The organism is Synechococcus sp. WC10meta (assembly GCF_047461475.1).
Map to the genome: position 1 here is coordinate 30,784 of NZ_JANSHF010000004.1, position 16,762 is coordinate 47,545.

Sequence of the window (16,762 nt, forward strand, 5' to 3'; positions counted from 1 at the left end):
CCTGAACTATGGACCAAGCCCGCCAGGTGGCCAACCAAGCGCCTTCTCAGCCTGCTGAATGGCACTCTTCCAACCGCGAAACGCCCTAGGTTGCCCGCAGTTGTACTGGCATGACCAAATAGCAGAGGCGCATCGCCCCAATTGGCTTCCAAACGGCTGGCTGCGTGGCTCCGTTGAGCTCCAGGCTCACCTGCTGCGTGTGGAACACCTTGAGAGCCTCCAGCAGGTAGCGGACATTGAAGGCCACCTCGAGATCAGGGCCGGACATCTGTACTGGCAGCAATTCCTCGCCACTGCCTACGTCGGGTGCCTCGGTACTAATGCGTAGGGTTTGGGTTGCCGCAGAGAGACTGAGCTTGATGATGTCGTTCCGCTGGGCAGCAAACACCCCCACCCGCTCTAGGGACTCCACCAGGGGCCGACGCTCTAAGGTTACGTGTCGCTCAAACTGCTTGGGCAGCAGACGGTTGTAGTCGGGGTACTGGCCCTCCAAAAGGCGGCTGGTAATCCGCTGCTGGCACTGAGCGCTGCTGGCGCCAGGGGGCAGAACAAATTGCACCTGCGACCGGTCAAACCGCAACTCCACCCTGGAGGCAACCGTTTGGGCGCTGAGGATGCGCTCCACCTCCCGCAGAGTTCGAGCAGGAATGGTGAAGTCAGGTCCTCCCCTGGATACCTCGACCGGGATTCCCTCAACTTCCACTTGGGCTATGGCCAGCCGATGTCCATCGGTAGCTGCAAACTCCAGCTGTGGCGGATCCCCTGGCACGAGCTTGACATGCACCCCTGTGAGCACCTGCTTGGTCTCGTCACTAGAGGCAGCAAAGAGGGTCTGGTCAATGCCCTGCAGTAGGCTCTCAATGGGCACCTCTAGAGCCTGCGCCGCGGGGTGTTCAAGGGACTCGCTCCCGCCGGGGCAAGCGGCAGCCACCTCGCTGGCAGCAGGGATCGCCACCTCCGGCAGGGTGGGGTACTCCTCTGCTGCAACACTGCGCAACTGGTACTGGCCAGCGGCTGAGGTGAGGAGGACACGCTCCTGAGCTTGGCTCAGGGTAACTGGGCCTCTAGGCAGACGGCTGACAATGTCGCCAAACAGCTTGGCTGGCAAAGCCAGGCGACCGGATGCCTTCACCTCCGCTTCGAACTCGCTGCGAATGCCTAAGCTGAGGTCAAAGCCAGTCAGCGCCACACGCTGCGTTTCTGCACTGGCTTCTACCAGCACGTTGGCCAGAATCGGCAGAGCGGGGCGGCTGGCAACCGCTCGCCCAACTGTTGCCAGGTGCTGGCTGAGCTCGGCTTGCTCACAGGTAAAGCAAAGGCTGCCGCTAGGACTCCCTCCCGCTTGGGGGAAGGGCTGGCCCATAGCGTCGTCAATGCCGTGGAGATCTCCAGACCTGCCGTCGCGCGGGGCAGACGCGAACATAGCAGCCCTGGATTCTCCCTCCACAGGACGCTGAGCTTGCACCATTGCGGGACTTGCGAGCTGAGTATGCCAATCCTAGCACCCACTCGCCTCAGGCGATCCCTTAGCTTGCACTCTCGCGCGAGGAAGATTACAAACCACGATCCCTACCCAATTTAAATTTTTAACTAGTAGTAGTAGGGCCTGTGGAAATTGTGGAAATTGATTGCCCGACGATTAGCAAAGCCTTACGCCGCAAGCCTTTGAGCTTATTCCCTGCCTGTGGAAAATCTGTGGATAACTTGGGGGTCTTTTCCACAGGGTATTTATACCTTGTGGATAACCTGGGGTCTTTTTCCACAGGTTTTCCACAGTTTTCCAAAGTTTTCCACAAGTTTTCCACAGGCTGGCAAGGCGGGAGCTTGAAAAGTTTACAAAACTTAATGCTCTGCTCCTTGAGGATCCTCTAGACTGGGCAGCAGTAGCCTCAGGAGGGATCCCATCCAGGTTAGGGGCGACCTGGCAGGGATTGGCTAGGGGCTTTTTGGGAAAGCAGGAGCTAGCTTGGTAGCCTGCTCCCTTCAAGCAGCTAGGAGAGGTGGCTTGCGGGCAGCTAAGCTACCTCAGTGCAGGGTGTTAAGGAAGGGGAAGGGTGGCTAAGCCAGAAGAGCTTCCTTAGTGGCAGCGTGTTCTCTCTCAAGAGCCTCACCCATTTCCTCATCCTCAGGCTCCGGAGCGGCATCTTGGCAATGCTTCATGGCCTGCAGCAGCAGCGCTTCTCCCTCTTGCAGCGTCTCGATGCGGCAGAGAAGGGCGCGAAAGTGGGAGGCGCCGGCAAAGCCTTTGACATACCAGGTCATGTGCTTGCGGGCCTGCCGGATCCCGCGCTCCCCCTTGTATTCCCAAAGCCCTCGCAGATGCTCCAAGGCTACTTGAATTCGCTCTAAGGGAGTAGCAGGCGGTCTCTCTTGCCCGGTCTTAAGGAAGTGATCGATCTCTCCCACTAGGAAGGGGTAGCCCATCGTGCCGCGGGAACACATCACCCCGTCAGCGCCGGTTTCTTCGAGACACTTCACGGCTGCAGCAGTGGAGAAGATGTCTCCATTGGCAATGACTGGGATGCGCAGACGTTCCTTAACGCGGCGGATCCACTCCCAGCGGGCTCTGCCGCTGAAGCCCTGGGCACGTGTCCGAGCGTGTACAGTAATAAGTTGGGCTCCTGCCTCCTGAAGGCGGTAGGCAAAATCCAAAATGTTAATCTCCTCGTCCGACCAGCCCAAGCGCGTTTTTACGGTAACGGGCACCTCCACTGCCTTGGCCACTGTCTCAACAATTTTTGCAGCGGTGTCTGGATCTCGCAGCAGGGAAGAGCCCCCACCGTTTCTAGTAATCTTATTTACCGGGCAGCCCATGTTGATATCCACCAGGGTTGCCCCTTCGTCCACAGCCATGCGAGCGGCTTCAGCTAGGAAATGGGGCCGGCAGTCAAACAACTGAATGCCAATGGGCTGCTCCCCCTCCCCCACCTCCATAACGCGGGGCAACTCGCGGGCATAGTGCAAGCCGATGGCGCTGACCATCTCAGTGTAAACCATGCTTTGAGGGGCAAAACGGCGGACTAGCCGCCGGAAGACCATGTCGGTTACCCCTGATAGCGGTGCCTGAAAAACCCGACTGAAGATCTTCACTCCCCCAATCTCTAGGGGTTGGGCCATTCGGGCTTGCAACTGCGGTGAAAGCTGCAGGCTCATTAGAAGCCGACGCAACTACCCTTCTTTGTTGACAAAGTAAAGAAGGCCCAGGATGCGCGCCTGTTTGATCGCTTTGGAGACTTGCCGCTGCTGCTTGGCGGTTAGCCCCGTAATGCGGCGAGGCAGGATTTTGCCGCGCTCGGTTACGAACTTCTTGAGCAGCTCAACGTCAGTGTATCTAATGGGTTCTCCCGGCTTGATGGGAGACAAGCGACGGCGAACGTAAACCATAGCTCCAGAACTACTTGATCTCCTTGTGAAGAGTATGGCGGTTACACTTGGGACAGTATTTTCTCAGTTCCAAGCGACCGGGGGTGTTGCGGCGGTTTTTGGTAGTGGTGTAGCGGTTCACACCTGGAGAACGCTTGTTAACGTTGGTGCGGCACTCCGTACACTCCAGCGTAACGATGATACGAGCGCCTTTTCCCTTGGCCATGGTGGATTCCTCTGCAGAGAGAGTACTAGGCCACCTCTCCAACCTCAACAGCCATGGTTGGAGAAGGGCTTGCGTGTAAGCGCAACTACCAATTATCCAACTTTTCTTTGAGGGAAGCAAGCCAGCTTTTAACTTGCTTGCTGGTCTGCTGGCGAAGGCTGCGGGTGTTGCGGCCAACATCCTGACGGAGGCGCCCTAGCTGGCTGGAGAGACCCCGTACTGCCTCGTTGCGCTGGGCTTTGCGCAGAAGATCCCGTGCAGCCAGTTTAACGTCCTCAGTAGCTTCTCCCTCGAGAATTTCTTGGAGCAGCCGTAGGACTTTTTCATCCAGGCGGTAGCCCTGCTCGGATTCCACCACTAGGGTGCGCCCGGCGCGGTCGTGGATGCTCTGGCGCTTTTCCTTGTCGAAGAAGGCAAACAGTCCGTCGGCAGCCAGCGGCACCAGCAGGGCTGCCGTGAGGATAAACAGCGAGAGCACTCCCTCGCGGGCCAAGGAGCGAACTAGGTGAGGTGAGGCCTCGGTTTCCGGATCCAGGGTTTTGAGGTTCAGCAGCCATTTGCCCAAGCTCTGGCCAGCGGGTCGAGATTGGAAGTAGCCGCGGTTCACCAGCCAAGCGGCAAAAAAGGCAATGTAGCCGGTCATGTCCACGGCAGCCGCATCGGCTCCTACCAGAGAAGCCAAGCCCTGCGCCAGGTAGGAAACCCCCAGTCCCAGCCCAAAATCTAGAGCAAAGGCGCCGACCCGTTTGCCCCAGGGAGCCAGTTTGGGCAGGGTTTCCTCATCCTGGGGAACCCTAGCTGCCTGGGGAGCCGATTGCTCGGCCTGTACAGGAGGCAGGGAGGTTGCTGGGGGCAAGGCGCTAAAGGTTTGCCACTCGCTGGCGCTTTGATCCAGTTGTTCGGTTTTGGGCCGTTCGAAATAGGGTCTGGGATCCGTCATCGCTGGTTGGGACAGTTTTTACCATTCTAGCGAGGCAAACCTACACCTCCAGCGCTAGGGGAACAGGGCTGCGGCGAGGGATCTCGTAGGTCATCCGATCCCGAGCCAGGAGGGTGTTGGGAAAAATGGCCCGGGCTTCGGCCAGCAGGTCTTCCAAAGTGATGGGGCCATCCGAGGTGTAGCGAGGGCTGAAGTGAGTGAGGATGAGGGTTTGAGCTTTGGCTTCGGCGGCCACCCGCGCAGCCATGGCAGCAGTGGAGTGCTTGGCGCGCTGGGCCAAGTCGCGATCGGCTTCGGCATAGGTGGCCTCGTGAATGACCAGATCGGCGGCGCGAGAGAGGTCAACGGCGTTGCGGCAGAAAGTCGTGTCGGTGCAATAGGAGAACTTGCGGCCTGGAATGGGATCCCCCACGTAGTCTCGTCCGTGGAGCCAACGGCCTTGCCAGAAGATGGATTGCCCAGCTTTGAGCTGGCCGTAAAGGGGGCCAGGTGGGATTCCATCTGCTTGGGCTTTGGCCACGTTAAAAGTGCCTGGTCTGTCCTGTTCCACCACGCGGTAGCCAAAGGCAGGCACCCGGTGATCCAGGGGCGCGCAAAAGACCCAGTACTCCGGATCCTGGAGAATGAGACCTGTCTCTACGGTGTGAACCCGAAAGGAATAGGGGATCCGCGTCTCGCTATATCGCAGCACCGCCTTCAGATACTCTTCCAGGCCGGGGGGACCGTAGATGTCGATGTGTTGGGGAGTGCTGCCTAGGCCGCAGGAAGCCAACAGTCCCGGCAGGCCGTAGATGTGGTCCCCGTGCATGTGAGTGATGAAAATGCGGCGCAACTGGCTGGGGCGCAGCTCGTCTAAGCGCAGGAGCTGGTGTTGGGTGCCCTCGCCACAATCAAACAGCCACCATTCCGACCGCTGCGGAAACTGCACCGCCACTCCTGACACATTGCGCTGGCGGGTGGGCATGCCGGAGCTGGTACCCAGAAAGGTAACCCGGATAGCGTTAGGATCCGTCACAAGGGTCAAACGTCGACAACGTTAAGGAACGGGATCCCTAGCTTATCAACTGTTTCTGCCTGGAAAGGATTGTTAGGATAGGGGTACGTGTCAGCTTTCCCGCCATGATCACCTTGACCGATAGCGCCATCCAAGAGCTAAAGCGCCTGCGCAGCAAGTACGAGAAAGAGGGATCCCAGCCCATCTTGCGCCTGGGGGTCAAGCCCAGCGGCTGCTCTGGCCTCTCCTATGTGATGAACTTTGAGTCTCAGGCCAACCCCGACGATCACACCTTCGACTTTGGGGATCTCCGGGTGGCGGTGGATCCCTTGAGCATGACCCTGCTCCAGGGCCTCACTGTCGACTTTTCCGAAGATCTGTTGGGGGGTGGCTTCAAATTCAAGAATCCCAATGCCGTGGCTACCTGCGGCTGCGGCACTTCCTTTGCCACTGCTGAAACTGCTGCTGTCGGCCATTAGGGGGCCTCAAGGATTGGATGGCACTAGACTGGGCAGGCGTAGTACAAACCAGGTCCACCCCTTTTGGCTAGTGACCTGGATGTGGCCCCGCAGATACTCCACCCACTGCTTCACCAAAGCCAGCCCCAAACCGCTGCCCGGCTGGGTCCAGGGATCTACAGTGGGCACGCGGTAAAAGCGCTCGAAAATGTGGGGCAAGTGTTCGGGCTCAATCTGGGCAGTGTTGCCGATTCTGAGCTCCACTCCACCGGGAAAGGCTTGCACCTCTAAGCGGAGGGTTCCGCCCGGCTGGGTAAACTTGCAGGCATTTTCTAGCAGTTCCTTCAGGATCAGGGTTAGCTGCTGCGGGTAGCTGTAGAACGCTGTGGGCAATGAGGTCAGTTCCGCAGTCTCCAGCTTCAGTTGGCGGGCTTGGAGCCGTTCTCTCACCTCATCAAGCAGGTTTTTGCAGAGGCCCTGGAGATCGATAGCGGCAGCCTCAGAACTCAACTCCTTGGCTTCTAAGCCCTGCAGATCCAGCAGTCGGTTGATCAGCTCAATTTCGGCTTGGCACTCTTCCAAAGCAATACGTTGGTACTGCCGCTGCTTCTCGTTGAGGGGGGTGCGGCCCAGGAGTTCCAAGGCTAGTCTGATTTTGGTTAAGGGCGTGCGCAGCTCGTGGGAGACCGCGGCCAAAAAGTGGTCTTTGAGGCGGTTGAGCTGCTCCAAATCTGCTATCTGGCAGGCCAGTTGAGCAGTGCGCTCCTTCACCTTGGCTTCCAGTTCTTGGTTAAGCTGTTGTAGACGGCGTTGGGCCTGGCTAACTTGCAGCAAGTGGTGCAGCCGCCGCTTCAGAACTGACCAGTGGATAGGCTTAGGGATGTAGTCACTGGCTCCTGCAGCAAAAGCCTCGTTGACAAAAGCTTCGTCTTCCAAAGCGGTGACGATTAAAATCGGCATGTCAGGGTTTTGGGCATGGAGGCGGCGGCAGCACTCAAACCCATCTAGGCCCGGCATCACCGCATCCAGGAGTACTATATCTGGCTGGTAGCGGCTTGCAGCTTCTAGGCAGGCTAAGCCGCTGTCGGCTTCTAGGATGTGGTAGCCTTCTCGCTCCAGGGCGTAACGAGCCAAAAGCCGCTGGCTGGGATCATCGTCCACAATTAGGAGAAGAAGTCCCTTCTCCGCGGAAGCGGAGTTAGATCCAGCCAAGGGACTAACCTCAAGCTTCTGCATGAGCACCTGGAGAAGAAAGAGGTTTTGGCACAGCAGCCGACAGCTCGAGGATAACCCGCTGATACTTGGCTTCCAGCCGTCGGAGAGACTTCTCAAGTGTATCTCAGTTTACAGAGTTGGCCAAGGGCCTTGGCCCCTAGGGTGCTGCTGCTCCTGAGGCGATGGGCCAGTGGATCCACGGTAGGGATCCCAGCGGGGCTTGGCTGGCTTGCCGGATCTCCTGCCAGGGGCTTCCGAAGGATCCGTAGGCTGGCCAAAACAACGATTGTCACTTCTGAAGCAAAAAAGTTCCCCTACCCCTCTGAGAGGGGTGTAGGCTCCCTGGCTTTTCTGCTCAAGGGGTTTGACGGGATCCCTGGCGCCAGCGTCGGTAGAGTTTTTCCAGATCTACCCAGACCATCACCACGGTGCTAAAGCCCATGCAAATGAGCAGTTCTGAAAGGGTCAACTCTTCCGTCCCGAAAAAGCTGCGCAGGAAGGGCACATAGAGCAGGGCCAACTGCAGCAGCAAAGTGGCCAACACGGCCCCCAGCAGGTAGGGATTGGAAAAGGGGTTGAGCTCGATGGTCAGCTTGTCATTGGAGCGAGCCGCCAGCGCATGGCCCATCTGAGCAATACACAGGGTGGTAAAGACCATCGTGCGCCAGTGGGGGATATGGGCTTTCACGATGGCCATCATCAGGATCGTGGAGATGGCAAAGACCACGCCGACGCGCACCATGTAGGCTCCCAGCCCCTGGGCGAAGATGCTTTCCTTGGGGTTGAAGGGAGGGCGCTGCATCACCCCCGGCTCTGCTGGCTCCATTGCCAAAGCCAAAGCTGGCAGGCCGTCGGTTACCAAGTTCATCCACAGGATCTGCAGGGGCGTCAGCGGCACGTCCTCTAGGCCCAGGAGAGGTGTAGCCGCCACAGTCAACACCTCGCCGATGTTGCTGCCCAAGATGTATTTCACAAAACGGCGGATGTTGTTGTAGACCACCCGTCCTTCTTCAATGGCCGCCACGATGGTGGCAAAGTTGTCGTCCAAAAGCACCATGTCGCTGGCCTCTTTGCTTACATCGGTGCCGGTAATGCCCATGGCAATGCCGATATCTGCTTGGCGCAGGGCAGGGGCGTCGTTGACCCCATCCCCCGTCATGGCCACAAACTGGTTTTGTTTCTGCAGGGCCTGCACGATGCGCAGCTTGTGCTCGGGGGCCACGCGGGCATAGACGTTGACCCTTTGCACCGTCTGCAGCAGCTCCTCAAAGCTAAGGCGGGAGAGGGTGCGCCCATCAATGGCCTGGCTCTCGGAGTCGAGAATGCCCAGCTCGCGGGCAATAGCTATGGCAGTGAGTTGGTGATCGCCGGTTACCATGAGGGTGCGGATCCCGGCCTGGCGGCAGCGGGCTACGGCTTCCCGCGCTTCGGGCCGAGGGGGATCGTACATGCCCACTAAGCCTAGCCACACCAAGTTGCGCTCAATCTCCTCGAGATTCTCCGGGATCCCCTGCAGCCGCTGGGTGGCCACCCCCAAAACCCGGATGCCCTGGGCCGCCAAACGGTTGTTGGCAGCCAGAATGGCTTGTCGATCGGCTTCTGACAGCGCCTGCCAGGTTCCACTTTTCTGGATATAGGCACACTGCTCCAGCACCAGCTCAGCGGATCCCTTGACGTAGATGCCGTAGCTGCCCTCCTCTTGCACCACCACGCTCATGCGCTTGCGCTCTGAGCTAAAAGGGATCTCCTGCACCCGCGGGTGCTGCTCCTGCAAAGAAGCTTTCTGCAGATTGGCCTTGGCAGCAGCCACCAGCAGGGCGGCTTCCGTGGGATCCCCCAGAATCGACCAGGTGGGGGCAGCGCCGCGCTGGGCTGGGAGGGTAGCTTGCAACAGGGCGTCGTTGCAGAAGACCACGGCTCTGAGAAGGGCCTGCAGGTCGGGGGCGCTCTGGGGATCGATGGGCTGGCCGCCGCAGTAGAAGGATCCCTTGGGAATGTAGCCAGTGCCGCTGACGTGGTAGTGGCGGTCGGGAGTGAGGATGTCGGTGACCACCATTTTGTTTTCGGTGAGAGTGCCGGTTTTGTCGGAGCAGATGGTGGTGACGGATCCCAGAGTCTCCACGGCTGGCAGGCGGCGGATGAGGGCGTTGCGGCGCACCATGCGCTGGGTTCCAATAGCCAAGGTAACCGTGGTTACAGCCGGCAGCCCTTCCGGCACCACCGCCACGGCCATGCTGAGGGAAGTTTCCAGCAGCGAGGTGAAAGGCGCCAGGCTTCTGGCCTGCAGCAGCCCCACAATCACCACCAGAGCCACCAAGACCAGGGATCCCGACACCAGCACATTGCCCAACTGGCTCATGCGCCGCTGCAGGGGAGTGGGCTCGTTTTCCACTGCTTGGAGCAGCTTGGCCACCTTGCCCAGCTCCGTGTTCATGCCGGTGGCAGTAACCAAGAGGATCCCTCGCCCCTGGAGCACCTCGGTGCCCATGAAGGCCATGTTGCGCCGCTCTCCGAGCTCAGTTTCCTCGGGGAGGACACAATCGGCCTGCTTGGTAACCGGCACCGCCTCCCCCGTCAAAGCCGCCTCCCGCACCTGGAGGTTGACTGCTTCCACCAAGCGCCCGTCGGCTGGGATCTGCACCCCGGCCTCCAGCAGCACCCGATCCCCTGGCACCAACTGGTTAGCAGGGATCTCCTGCCACAGGCCGTCCCGCTGCACCCGCACGCTGGGGGAGGCCAGTTTTTTCAGGGCGGCCAGCGCCTTTTCCGCGCGGCTTTCTTGCAAGTAGCCCAGCAAGCCATTGAGACCCACCACCAGCAGAATGGCCAGGGCGTCCTTAGGAAACTCTCCCTTTTGCAGATCCAAAAGGGCTGAGATCGCCGCCACGGCGATCAGCATCAGCAGCATGACGTTGCGGAATTGGTCAAGGAAGAGCTGCCAGGCGCTGCGGCCAGGAGAGGAGATCAGCTCGTTGGGGCCGTATTCCCGCTGCCTTTGGGTAACCTGCTGGCTAGTCAGGCCACAGTCGGGGTCGCTTTGCAACTTCTGGATAACAGCCGGAAGAGGCAGGCTATGCCAAGCAGGGGCATCCGAATGAGGAGATCCAGCAGCTTGGATCATGGGGACACTCAGGGTCAATAGACAAATTGTACGTTAGCTGTTGTCAGCCCTCTGATCCCGCTCCAGTAGCGGGTCTTTCGAAGTTTTCCAAAGAGGATCCCAGTCTCGCTGATTTCGTGGCAAGGTGGGGACAGATGCCGCATCGGAGGCTGCTATGGAGAGCAAGACTCCTGCTCGCGATGTCCAGGTGGCCACCATTGGCCCCTCTACCCTGGTTTTTCGCTCCCGCACCTGGAATCGCCTAAAGTTTGAGCTGGAATATGCCCGGCAGCGGGGCACCACGGCTAATAGTTATCTCATCCAGGCGCGGCAGACCTTGCTCATCGATCCCCCAGGAGAATCCTTTACCGACATCTTCTTGGAGGAGCTGGCCCAACACCAGTACCTGCAGCGGCTGGACTTTATCCTACTGAGCCACGTCAACTTCAACCGCATCGCTACCCTCAAAGCGCTTCTGCCGCTGGCTCCCTATGCGGTGGTGCTCTGCTCTAAGCCCGGATCCCTCACCCTGCGAGCGGCCTTTGAAGGCATGGAATCCCCAACTCCTAGCCGTGACGAAGAGGAGGCTGCCGATTTTGGCATTGCCTACGGAGCTAACCAGTCCTTTCGCCTGCGCGTGATCCGAGATGGGGATCGCCTGGATCTGGGGGAAGGCCATGAGTTGCATTTTCGCACCGTGCCCACACCCCGCCACCCCGACGCCCTCTGCACCTACGATCCGGCCACGGGGATCCTCTTTACCGACAAGCTGTTTGGCGCTCATGTGTGCGACGAGCAGGTGTTCGACGAGCATTGGCGGCAGCTCAGCGAAGACCGCCGCTACTACTTTGACTGCCTGCACCGCAGCCAAGCGCCCCAGGTGAAGGCAGCCCTGGCCAAGTTGGAAGAATTCCCCGCCCAAATCTACGCCCCTGCCCACGGCCCCCTGGTGCGCCACAGCCTGCGACGGCTGCGCTTGGATTACCACCTGTGGTGCGAGGAGAATCCCCTGGAGCAGCGGGTAGCTCTCCTGTACACCTCCGCCTACGGGAACACCGGCCTGATGGCGGTGGCTATTGCCCAAGGCTTGGAGCGGGCGGGAGTTACCGTGGAGCGGATTAACTGTGAATGGGCCACTCCTGAAGAGATTGCACAAGCCCTAGAGCGCTGCCAGGGGTTCATTATCGGATCCCCCACCTTGGCCGGCCATCCTCCAGTTCAAATCCAAACGGCCCTGGGCATCATTCTCTCTTCCGTTCCCACCACCAAGCTGGCCGGGGTCTTTGGCTCCTACGGCTGGAGCGGCGAAGCCGTGGATCTCATTGAGAGCAAGTTGCTCAATGCCGGCTTTACCCTGGGGTTTGCAACCATCCGCGCTAGGTTCAAGCCTACCCATGCAATCCTGGAAGCCTGTCAGGAGGCGGGATCCCAGTTTGCCCAAGCCTTGCGCAAGGCCAAGCGAGCCCGCACCTCCCGCCAAGGGGGTGTTGAAGCGCAGGCGGATCGGCTGGTGCAGGCCTTCAGCCGGGTAGTGGGATCCCTCTGCGTGGTTACCGCCCTGCAAGATGGGATCCCGCGCGGCTTTCTCACCTGGTCAGTGGCCCAGGCCAGCTTCAACCCTCCCGGCCTCACCCTCTCTGTGAGCAAGGAAAGCGAGGCAGAGTTGCTTACCCGTCCCCAGGTGCCCTTTGTACTCAACATTTTGCGGGAGGGCAAAAGCAGCAGCCTGCAGCGGCACTTTCAACGGCCTCAACGCCCTGGCGAAGAGCGCTTTGCTGGTCTAGCCATTGCCACTGCCGAGAATGGCTGCCCGATCCTTTTGGATGCCCTGGCTTACCTAGAGTGCCGTGTCAAAAGTTGGATGGAGTGTGGCGATCGCTACCTAGTCTATGCCGAGGCAGAGCGCGGCAAGGTGCTAGATCCCACAGGAGTTACCGCCATGCGGCGCGGGTAGAGTAAAGTGGAACAAGTTAAGTTCTTTGCTAAGTCTTCGCTCTCACGGGAGAAGTAACCATAAAAGAGATTTTTCAGAGCCTCCTAGACGCTCCTACCCAGATTGGCGGAAAAGCTGTAGAGGCAGTCGCTGGCACTGCTGCGGTTGCTTGCCAGCTTGCCGAGACAGTTGCGAAAACTGTTGTTGATCCAGCTACCGAAGCTACGAAGAAAACCGCAGAAGCGCTTACTGAGATCAGCAAAGAAACTTCCAAAATTGCAGAAGCCCTCATTAATGAGGATAAAGACTACAAGCCTTATGTGATTCCCATACTAAAGACTATCGCCTCGAAGAAAGTATTCTAGGTGGGCAATCTCTGCTGGTCTCTGCTTTCAAGGAGAAAGCAATCATGGAGATCGTTGGGAAAATCCTTTGGGGAGCCCCAAAGGCGGCTGCGGAGATTGCTGCCGAGGTTGTGGGAAAATCTGCAGGTGCTGTCCTTGGCACTGCTAAGGTCGTCGGTCAGGCGACTCAAGCAGTTGAGTTGCCCAAGCTGCTTTCGACCTAGGTACTGAGGTCGCTCGAGGAGCAAAAGAAGTTCTTGCTGGAGCTGGCACAACTGCTCTCCATCTTACGGGAACTCTTGCTGACGGAACCTGGAACTATCTTGTCGAAGAAGCTGTCCACCACAAGCCTGAGCTGATCCCTATCGAGCCCTCCCTAGGCTGGGACGAGGCCCTGGTTTTTATCAACGGTTTTCTCAGCGAAGGCGAAACCCAACCTTGGAAAAAAAGACTATTGTGGGAAACACTCCGACGGGCTGGGTGGAAGGGATCCCTATACTACCTCTGGTGGGATGCTTCCAATCCGATGAGCTTGGCCTTATCTACCCTCAAGCTTGGCGTAGGACTACTTGCCCATTGGGAAGCCCACAAAGCTAAAGCCAAAAAAGTGGGGCTTGACTATGGCTATCCTCTGCTCTCCTCTTTGCCGGAAAGACAGATTACGCTGATGGGGTTTTCCTTGGGAGCTAGGGTAGCCTACTACATTATGCGAGGTTGGCCTAAGACTGTAGATCCGCGCCTTAAAGATATCATTCTGCTCAGCGGTGCTGTCAGAAGGCAAGCCGATAAGCAGTGGAGCCTGCATGTAGAAAATATCACGGGAAAACTGGTGAATATCTACAACGAAGACGATCTGGTTTTGGCCTACGTCTTCAAAGTCCCATCCCTCAACCGCAGCCCCTGCGGGATCAAGCCAATTAAAGAGTTTCACCCCAGAATCGAGAACCTTAATGCCACTCACTTAATTGGCTCTGTAGAGCACAGCTACAAAGCCTATCTACCTCACCTGGAGCTCCTTCTGGATCAGAAGCTGGACTGGAAAGCTCGCTGCAGTCGCCTGCGCTAGGTGGTTAACTGCAGCTAGCCTCTAGCCCTAGAAAACCACAACCAGAGACTTTTGTTGCTGGCGGTCACCCTCCGGAGAGAGCTCAGCTTCAAGAGCAGTTGGCTTTTTCTGGAAACAGCAGTACACAAACTTTTGCACAGCGCCAGCGGGGGTGCGGTGTTCTTCTTGCTCATACTTTAGGAGGTTGAAAGCGCTACCGAACTCTGCCTGCAAGAGATCGGGCGAGTAGCGCACAACAGGCAGGCCAGTGCATTGCGTAGGCCTGTCTTCACCGAAGGCAGCTATGATAGCAAACCCTCCTGGCTTTACTGCTCTCAGGACATTGGCCACGTATGCTCGCCGATCTTGAGGATTCGTAAGAAAGTGAAACGTTGCCCGGTCATGCCAAATGTCGTAGGCGTTGGCCGGCAGAGTTAGCTGGGTAATGTCGCCCTCTACCCAGTTGACTGTGTTTCCCCAAACGGGCCTTTGCCACTGCCAGAGCTGCCGCAGAGATATCGAGAACTGTTAGCTTGCGGTAGCCCGCCTCCAGCAGTTCATCTACCAACCTGGACGCTCCTCCGCCAACGTCAATAATCGAGGCTGAGAAGCCCAACCCCGTCTCCCGAATAAGACGCAGCGACCGCTCAGCGCGTGGCTGAAACCAACTGAGAGACTCGGCTCGCTTGGTCTTGTAGACGTTCTCCCAGTGTTGCTTCATCTTGCTGACCTGTGTTTGCTTATATGACCATATTTTCATGCTAGCAGCCAGGCAGCACACAACACCCCCCGCTGGAGGTGCTGGAACAGAGGCAACTCGCAGTAGAGTCCACCGGCAGGGATCCCTCTGTGCGTGCCCTCTGAGCGAGAGCTGATGCTCTCGGAACAGCTAGCCCAGCCGCATCCAGAGGAGCTGCCTTTGCTTGGCTCTGGCTAGCTGGCCTTGCGTGCAGGCAGGATCTGCGTTGAGTAGAATCGACCTGTCCTTACCAGGAAAGCAAGGATGGTTTGGCAGTTGTTGACGTGGCCAGCGCAGGGCTTGCTATGGCTAGCAGAGCAGATTCGCGAGCGGGCCGAGGCGCAACTTGACAGCAGGGAAAACCTCCAGAAAGAGCTTACAGCTTTGCAGATCCAGCTTGATCTAGGGGAGATCGACGAGGAGACCTATACCCGCCGAGAAGAGGAGATCTTGCTGGCTTTGCAAGCCCTGGCGGAAGCCGAAGCAGCTACCAATGGGGAAGCAAGGGATCCTCAAAACTCTTTGCCATGCCCCCAAGACAGCTTGCCCCAAGAAGGAATCTATCCCGCTGATGCAACCAAAAGCTAGGTACCTCGGAGCCGTTGCAGTCTTTGAGCCTAGCTACAGGTAAGGGGTCTGCTTGCCGTAGCAGCCGGCAGTCTGCCCCCTACCCACGCAATTGAGGAGCGCCAAGCTCGCCAGAGCCTGAACTTCATCTTCAGATTCAGAATGTTCAGGGCTTGCGGTATCATGGGCTAAGCAGCCCCCGAACAATTGGAAGCAGCGAGGTCAAGGCAGTGGTTAGGGTAGCCATTAACGGATTTGGTCGTATTGGTCGCAACTTTTTGCGCTGTTGGCTAAGTCGTCCGCAGTCCAATGTCGATATTGTTGCCATCAACGACACTTCAGACGCTCGCACGGCTGCCCATTTGCTCAAGTACGACTCCATCCTTGGAACCCTACAAGGAGTGGAAGTGGAGGCTAGCGAGGGTGGTTTGCTAATTAACGGCAAGCACATCCATGCCGTTTCCGAGCGCAACCCCAGCAACCTCCCCTGGAAAGAGTGGAAGGTGGATCTTGTAATCGAGGCCACCGGCGTTTTCTTGGACTACCAGGGGGCCTCCAAGCACCTGGAGGCGGGAGCCAAAAAGGTGGTGATCACTGCCCCAGCTAAGGGAAGTGACATCCCCACCTTTGTCTATGGTGTTAACCAGCACACCTACGACCCGGTGCGGCACAACATTGTCAGCAACGCTAGCTGCACCACCAACTGCCTTGCCCCGATTCTCAAAGTGCTGCTGGACAAGTTCGGTGTGCGGCGCGCTACCATGACCACCACCCACAGCTACACGGGCGACCAGCGCATTCTGGATGGAGGCCACCGCGATTTGCGGCGGGCGCGGGCAGCAGCGCTGAGCATGGTGCCAACTACGACGGGGGCAGCCAAGGCGGTGGCGCTGGTGATTCCTGAATTGAAAGGCAAGCTCAACGGGGTGGCGGTACGGGTTCCCACGCCCAATGTCTCTTTGGTGGATTTGGTGGTGCAAACAGAGCGCCAAGTAATTGCCGAGGAGGTCAACGCCGCCCTGAAGGAAGCCTCGGAAACGACCATGAAAGGGATCATCGCCTACTCAGACGTTCCCTTGGTTTCTATCGACTACCAGGGCCACAGTTGCTCCGCCATTGTGGATGCAGAGCTGACCAGCGTCCTGGACGGGGATCTGGTTAAGGTCATGGCCTGGTACGACAACGAGTGGGGCTACTCGCAGCGAGTGCTGGATCTGGCTGAATACATGGCTGCTCGCTGGGTAGAGTAGTTGGCCAGTCCTCATCCCTTAGCGGCAGAAAGGGGAAATTCGGCAAAAACTTGCCAGCGCTTGCCGTCGTGGACGAGGAGAGTGAGGGCAGAGGCGAGGAAGGATCCCTGGAAGGGACGATTCTGGAAGAGTGGCCAGGCAGCGCGGAACTGGTCTGGCCGGAGATCTCGAAAGGCTACCGTTATGTGAGGCACAAAAGGACGAGGGGGAGGTGTTGTGGCCTGCTGCCTGAGAAGAAGGCTCATGTGCTGCTGGGCCCTAGTCTGCAACTGCTGCAGCTCTGAGGAGGGCTCAACGTGAATATAGATAACCCGCGGCGCAAAAGCGCCAAAGCCATGCAGCTCAACGGCAACTGGGGCCTGCTCTTTGGCAAATTCTTCCAGGGACCCCGTCAGGGCTGCCAGCTCAGCGGTGGGCCACTCAAAAGGAGGCACGAGGGTGATGTGAGGGGGTGAGCGCAGGGCTGCTCGGCTGGCAAATTGCTCGGCAAACTGTTGTTTGATTGCCGTCACCTGCTCCTGCAGGTCTGCTGGAGGAAGAAGGGCTAGAAACAACCGCTGCTGGGGAGCGTTGACTAGCATTGCCAAG

The 16,762-nt window shown here is 58.3% G+C and carries 16 protein-coding genes; 5 read left to right on the forward strand and 11 right to left on the reverse strand.

The window, feature by feature from the left end; translation table 11 throughout:
* Positions 1 to 85: 85 nt before the first annotated feature.
* The 6 genes from dnaN to rnz all read right to left on the reverse strand — a co-directional run bounded on the left by dnaN (position 86) and on the right by rnz (position 5,526).
* Positions 86 to 1,423, reverse strand: coding sequence for a DNA polymerase III subunit beta (gene dnaN / locus NW804_RS03060; protein ID WP_414422830.1), 1,338 nt, complete (start codon positions 1,421 to 1,423; stop codon positions 86 to 88).
* A 635-nt stretch (positions 1,424 to 2,058) separates the two neighbouring features.
* Complete coding sequence (gene dusB / locus NW804_RS03065) at positions 2,059 to 3,153, reverse strand: tRNA dihydrouridine synthase DusB (RefSeq protein ID WP_414404915.1); 1,095 nt, start codon at positions 3,151 to 3,153, stop codon at positions 2,059 to 2,061.
* Positions 3,154 to 3,168: 15 nt separating this feature from the next.
* The gene (rpsR, locus tag NW804_RS03070) at positions 3,169 to 3,384 is read right to left on the reverse strand and encodes a 30S ribosomal protein S18 (protein ID WP_414394021.1); all 216 of its coding nucleotides are present in this window, start codon (positions 3,382 to 3,384) and stop codon (positions 3,169 to 3,171) included.
* Between the two features lie 10 nt (positions 3,385 to 3,394).
* Positions 3,395 to 3,589 carry a 50S ribosomal protein L33 gene (gene rpmG / locus NW804_RS03075; protein WP_414394020.1) on the reverse strand — a complete coding sequence of 65 codons (195 nt, stop codon included), beginning with the start codon at positions 3,587 to 3,589 and terminating at the stop codon, positions 3,395 to 3,397.
* 85 nt (positions 3,590 to 3,674) lie between these two features.
* Positions 3,675 to 4,529, reverse strand: coding sequence for an RDD family protein (locus NW804_RS03080; protein WP_414410633.1), 855 nt, complete (start codon positions 4,527 to 4,529; stop codon positions 3,675 to 3,677).
* Between the two features lie 40 nt (positions 4,530 to 4,569).
* Positions 4,570 to 5,526 (reverse strand): ribonuclease Z, encoded by a 957-nt coding sequence (gene rnz, locus NW804_RS03085; RefSeq protein WP_414404960.1) that lies wholly within the window; start codon positions 5,524 to 5,526, stop codon positions 4,570 to 4,572.
* Positions 5,527 to 5,648: 122 nt separating this feature from the next.
* Here rnz and NW804_RS03090 point away from each other — a divergent pair, with 122 nt between their 5' ends.
* Positions 5,649 to 6,002: a HesB/IscA family protein gene (locus NW804_RS03090; protein ID WP_414394017.1), complete on the forward strand. Its 354-nt coding sequence runs from the start codon at positions 5,649 to 5,651 to the stop codon at positions 6,000 to 6,002.
* A gap of 6 nt (positions 6,003 to 6,008) precedes the next feature.
* Here the strand turns inward: NW804_RS03090 and NW804_RS03095 are convergent, their stop codons facing one another.
* Positions 6,009 to 7,217 (reverse strand): response regulator, encoded by a 1,209-nt coding sequence (locus NW804_RS03095; protein WP_414422831.1) that lies wholly within the window; start codon positions 7,215 to 7,217, stop codon positions 6,009 to 6,011.
* Between the two features lie 334 nt (positions 7,218 to 7,551).
* Positions 7,552 to 10,317 (reverse strand): cation-translocating P-type ATPase, encoded by a 2,766-nt coding sequence (locus tag NW804_RS03100; RefSeq protein ID WP_414422832.1) that lies wholly within the window; start codon positions 10,315 to 10,317, stop codon positions 7,552 to 7,554.
* 154 nt (positions 10,318 to 10,471) lie between these two features.
* Here NW804_RS03100 and NW804_RS03105 point away from each other — a divergent pair, with 154 nt between their 5' ends.
* Together NW804_RS03105 and NW804_RS03110 are read left to right on the forward strand one after the other, a co-directional pair.
* Positions 10,472 to 12,250 (forward strand): flavin reductase, encoded by a 1,779-nt coding sequence (locus tag NW804_RS03105; RefSeq protein WP_414422833.1) that lies wholly within the window; start codon positions 10,472 to 10,474, stop codon positions 12,248 to 12,250.
* 849 nt (positions 12,251 to 13,099) lie between these two features.
* Positions 13,100 to 13,639 (forward strand): DUF726 domain-containing protein, encoded by a 540-nt coding sequence (locus tag NW804_RS03110; RefSeq protein WP_414422834.1) that lies wholly within the window; start codon positions 13,100 to 13,102, stop codon positions 13,637 to 13,639.
* Positions 13,640 to 13,666: 27 nt separating this feature from the next.
* Here the strand turns inward: NW804_RS03110 and NW804_RS03115 are convergent, their stop codons facing one another.
* Positions 13,667 to 14,137: a class I SAM-dependent methyltransferase gene (locus NW804_RS03115; RefSeq protein ID WP_414422875.1), complete on the reverse strand. Its 471-nt coding sequence runs from the start codon at positions 14,135 to 14,137 to the stop codon at positions 13,667 to 13,669.
* Positions 14,019 to 14,339 (reverse strand): hypothetical protein, encoded by a 321-nt coding sequence (locus NW804_RS03120; RefSeq protein ID WP_414422835.1) that lies wholly within the window; start codon positions 14,337 to 14,339, stop codon positions 14,019 to 14,021. Before NW804_RS03120 ends, NW804_RS03115 begins: the two co-directional genes overlap by 119 nt.
* 282 nt (positions 14,340 to 14,621) lie before the next feature.
* Between NW804_RS03120 and NW804_RS03125 the strand changes: the two genes are divergently transcribed.
* Together NW804_RS03125 and gap are read left to right on the forward strand one after the other, a co-directional pair.
* Positions 14,622 to 14,945: a gas vesicle protein GvpG gene (locus NW804_RS03125; RefSeq protein WP_414404922.1), complete on the forward strand. Its 324-nt coding sequence runs from the start codon at positions 14,622 to 14,624 to the stop codon at positions 14,943 to 14,945.
* Positions 14,946 to 15,154: 209 nt separating this feature from the next.
* A complete protein-coding gene (gap, locus tag NW804_RS03130) occupies positions 15,155 to 16,174 on the forward strand; it encodes a type I glyceraldehyde-3-phosphate dehydrogenase (protein WP_414420653.1) in 1,020 nt (339 codons plus the stop codon).
* A gap of 11 nt (positions 16,175 to 16,185) precedes the next feature.
* On the opposite strand, the gene NW804_RS03135 is transcribed toward gap, so the two are convergent.
* Positions 16,186 to 16,755, reverse strand: coding sequence for a 2'-5' RNA ligase family protein (locus NW804_RS03135; RefSeq protein ID WP_414422836.1), 570 nt, complete (start codon positions 16,753 to 16,755; stop codon positions 16,186 to 16,188).
* Positions 16,756 to 16,762: the final 7 nt, after the last annotated feature.

Excerpts from the sequence above, each read along its gene's own strand:
- dnaN (WP_414422830.1), bottom strand. The coding sequence starts at position 1,423 with ATGTTCGCGTCTGCCCCGCGCGACGGCAGGTCTGGAGATCTCCACGGC.
- dusB (WP_414404915.1), bottom strand. The coding sequence starts at position 3,153 with ATGAGCCTGCAGCTTTCACCGCAGTTGCAAGCCCGAATGGCCCAACCC.
- rpsR (WP_414394021.1), bottom strand. The coding sequence starts at position 3,384 with ATGGTTTACGTTCGCCGTCGCTTGTCTCCCATCAAGCCGGGAGAACCC.
- rpmG (WP_414394020.1), bottom strand. The coding sequence starts at position 3,589 with ATGGCCAAGGGAAAAGGCGCTCGTATCATCGTTACGCTGGAGTGTACG.
- NW804_RS03080 (WP_414410633.1), bottom strand. The coding sequence starts at position 4,529 with ATGACGGATCCCAGACCCTATTTCGAACGGCCCAAAACCGAACAACTG.
- NW804_RS03090 (WP_414394017.1), top strand. The coding sequence starts at position 5,649 with ATGATCACCTTGACCGATAGCGCCATCCAAGAGCTAAAGCGCCTGCGC.
- NW804_RS03095 (WP_414422831.1), bottom strand. The coding sequence starts at position 7,217 with ATGCAGAAGCTTGAGGTTAGTCCCTTGGCTGGATCTAACTCCGCTTCC.
- NW804_RS03100 (WP_414422832.1), bottom strand. The coding sequence starts at position 10,317 with ATGATCCAAGCTGCTGGATCTCCTCATTCGGATGCCCCTGCTTGGCAT.
- NW804_RS03105 (WP_414422833.1), top strand. The coding sequence starts at position 10,472 with ATGGAGAGCAAGACTCCTGCTCGCGATGTCCAGGTGGCCACCATTGGC.
- NW804_RS03110 (WP_414422834.1), top strand. The coding sequence starts at position 13,100 with ATGAGCTTGGCCTTATCTACCCTCAAGCTTGGCGTAGGACTACTTGCC.
- NW804_RS03120 (WP_414422835.1), bottom strand. The coding sequence starts at position 14,339 with ATGAAGCAACACTGGGAGAACGTCTACAAGACCAAGCGAGCCGAGTCT.
- NW804_RS03125 (WP_414404922.1), top strand. The coding sequence starts at position 14,622 with ATGGTTTGGCAGTTGTTGACGTGGCCAGCGCAGGGCTTGCTATGGCTA.
- NW804_RS03135 (WP_414422836.1), bottom strand. The coding sequence starts at position 16,755 with ATGCTAGTCAACGCTCCCCAGCAGCGGTTGTTTCTAGCCCTTCTTCCT.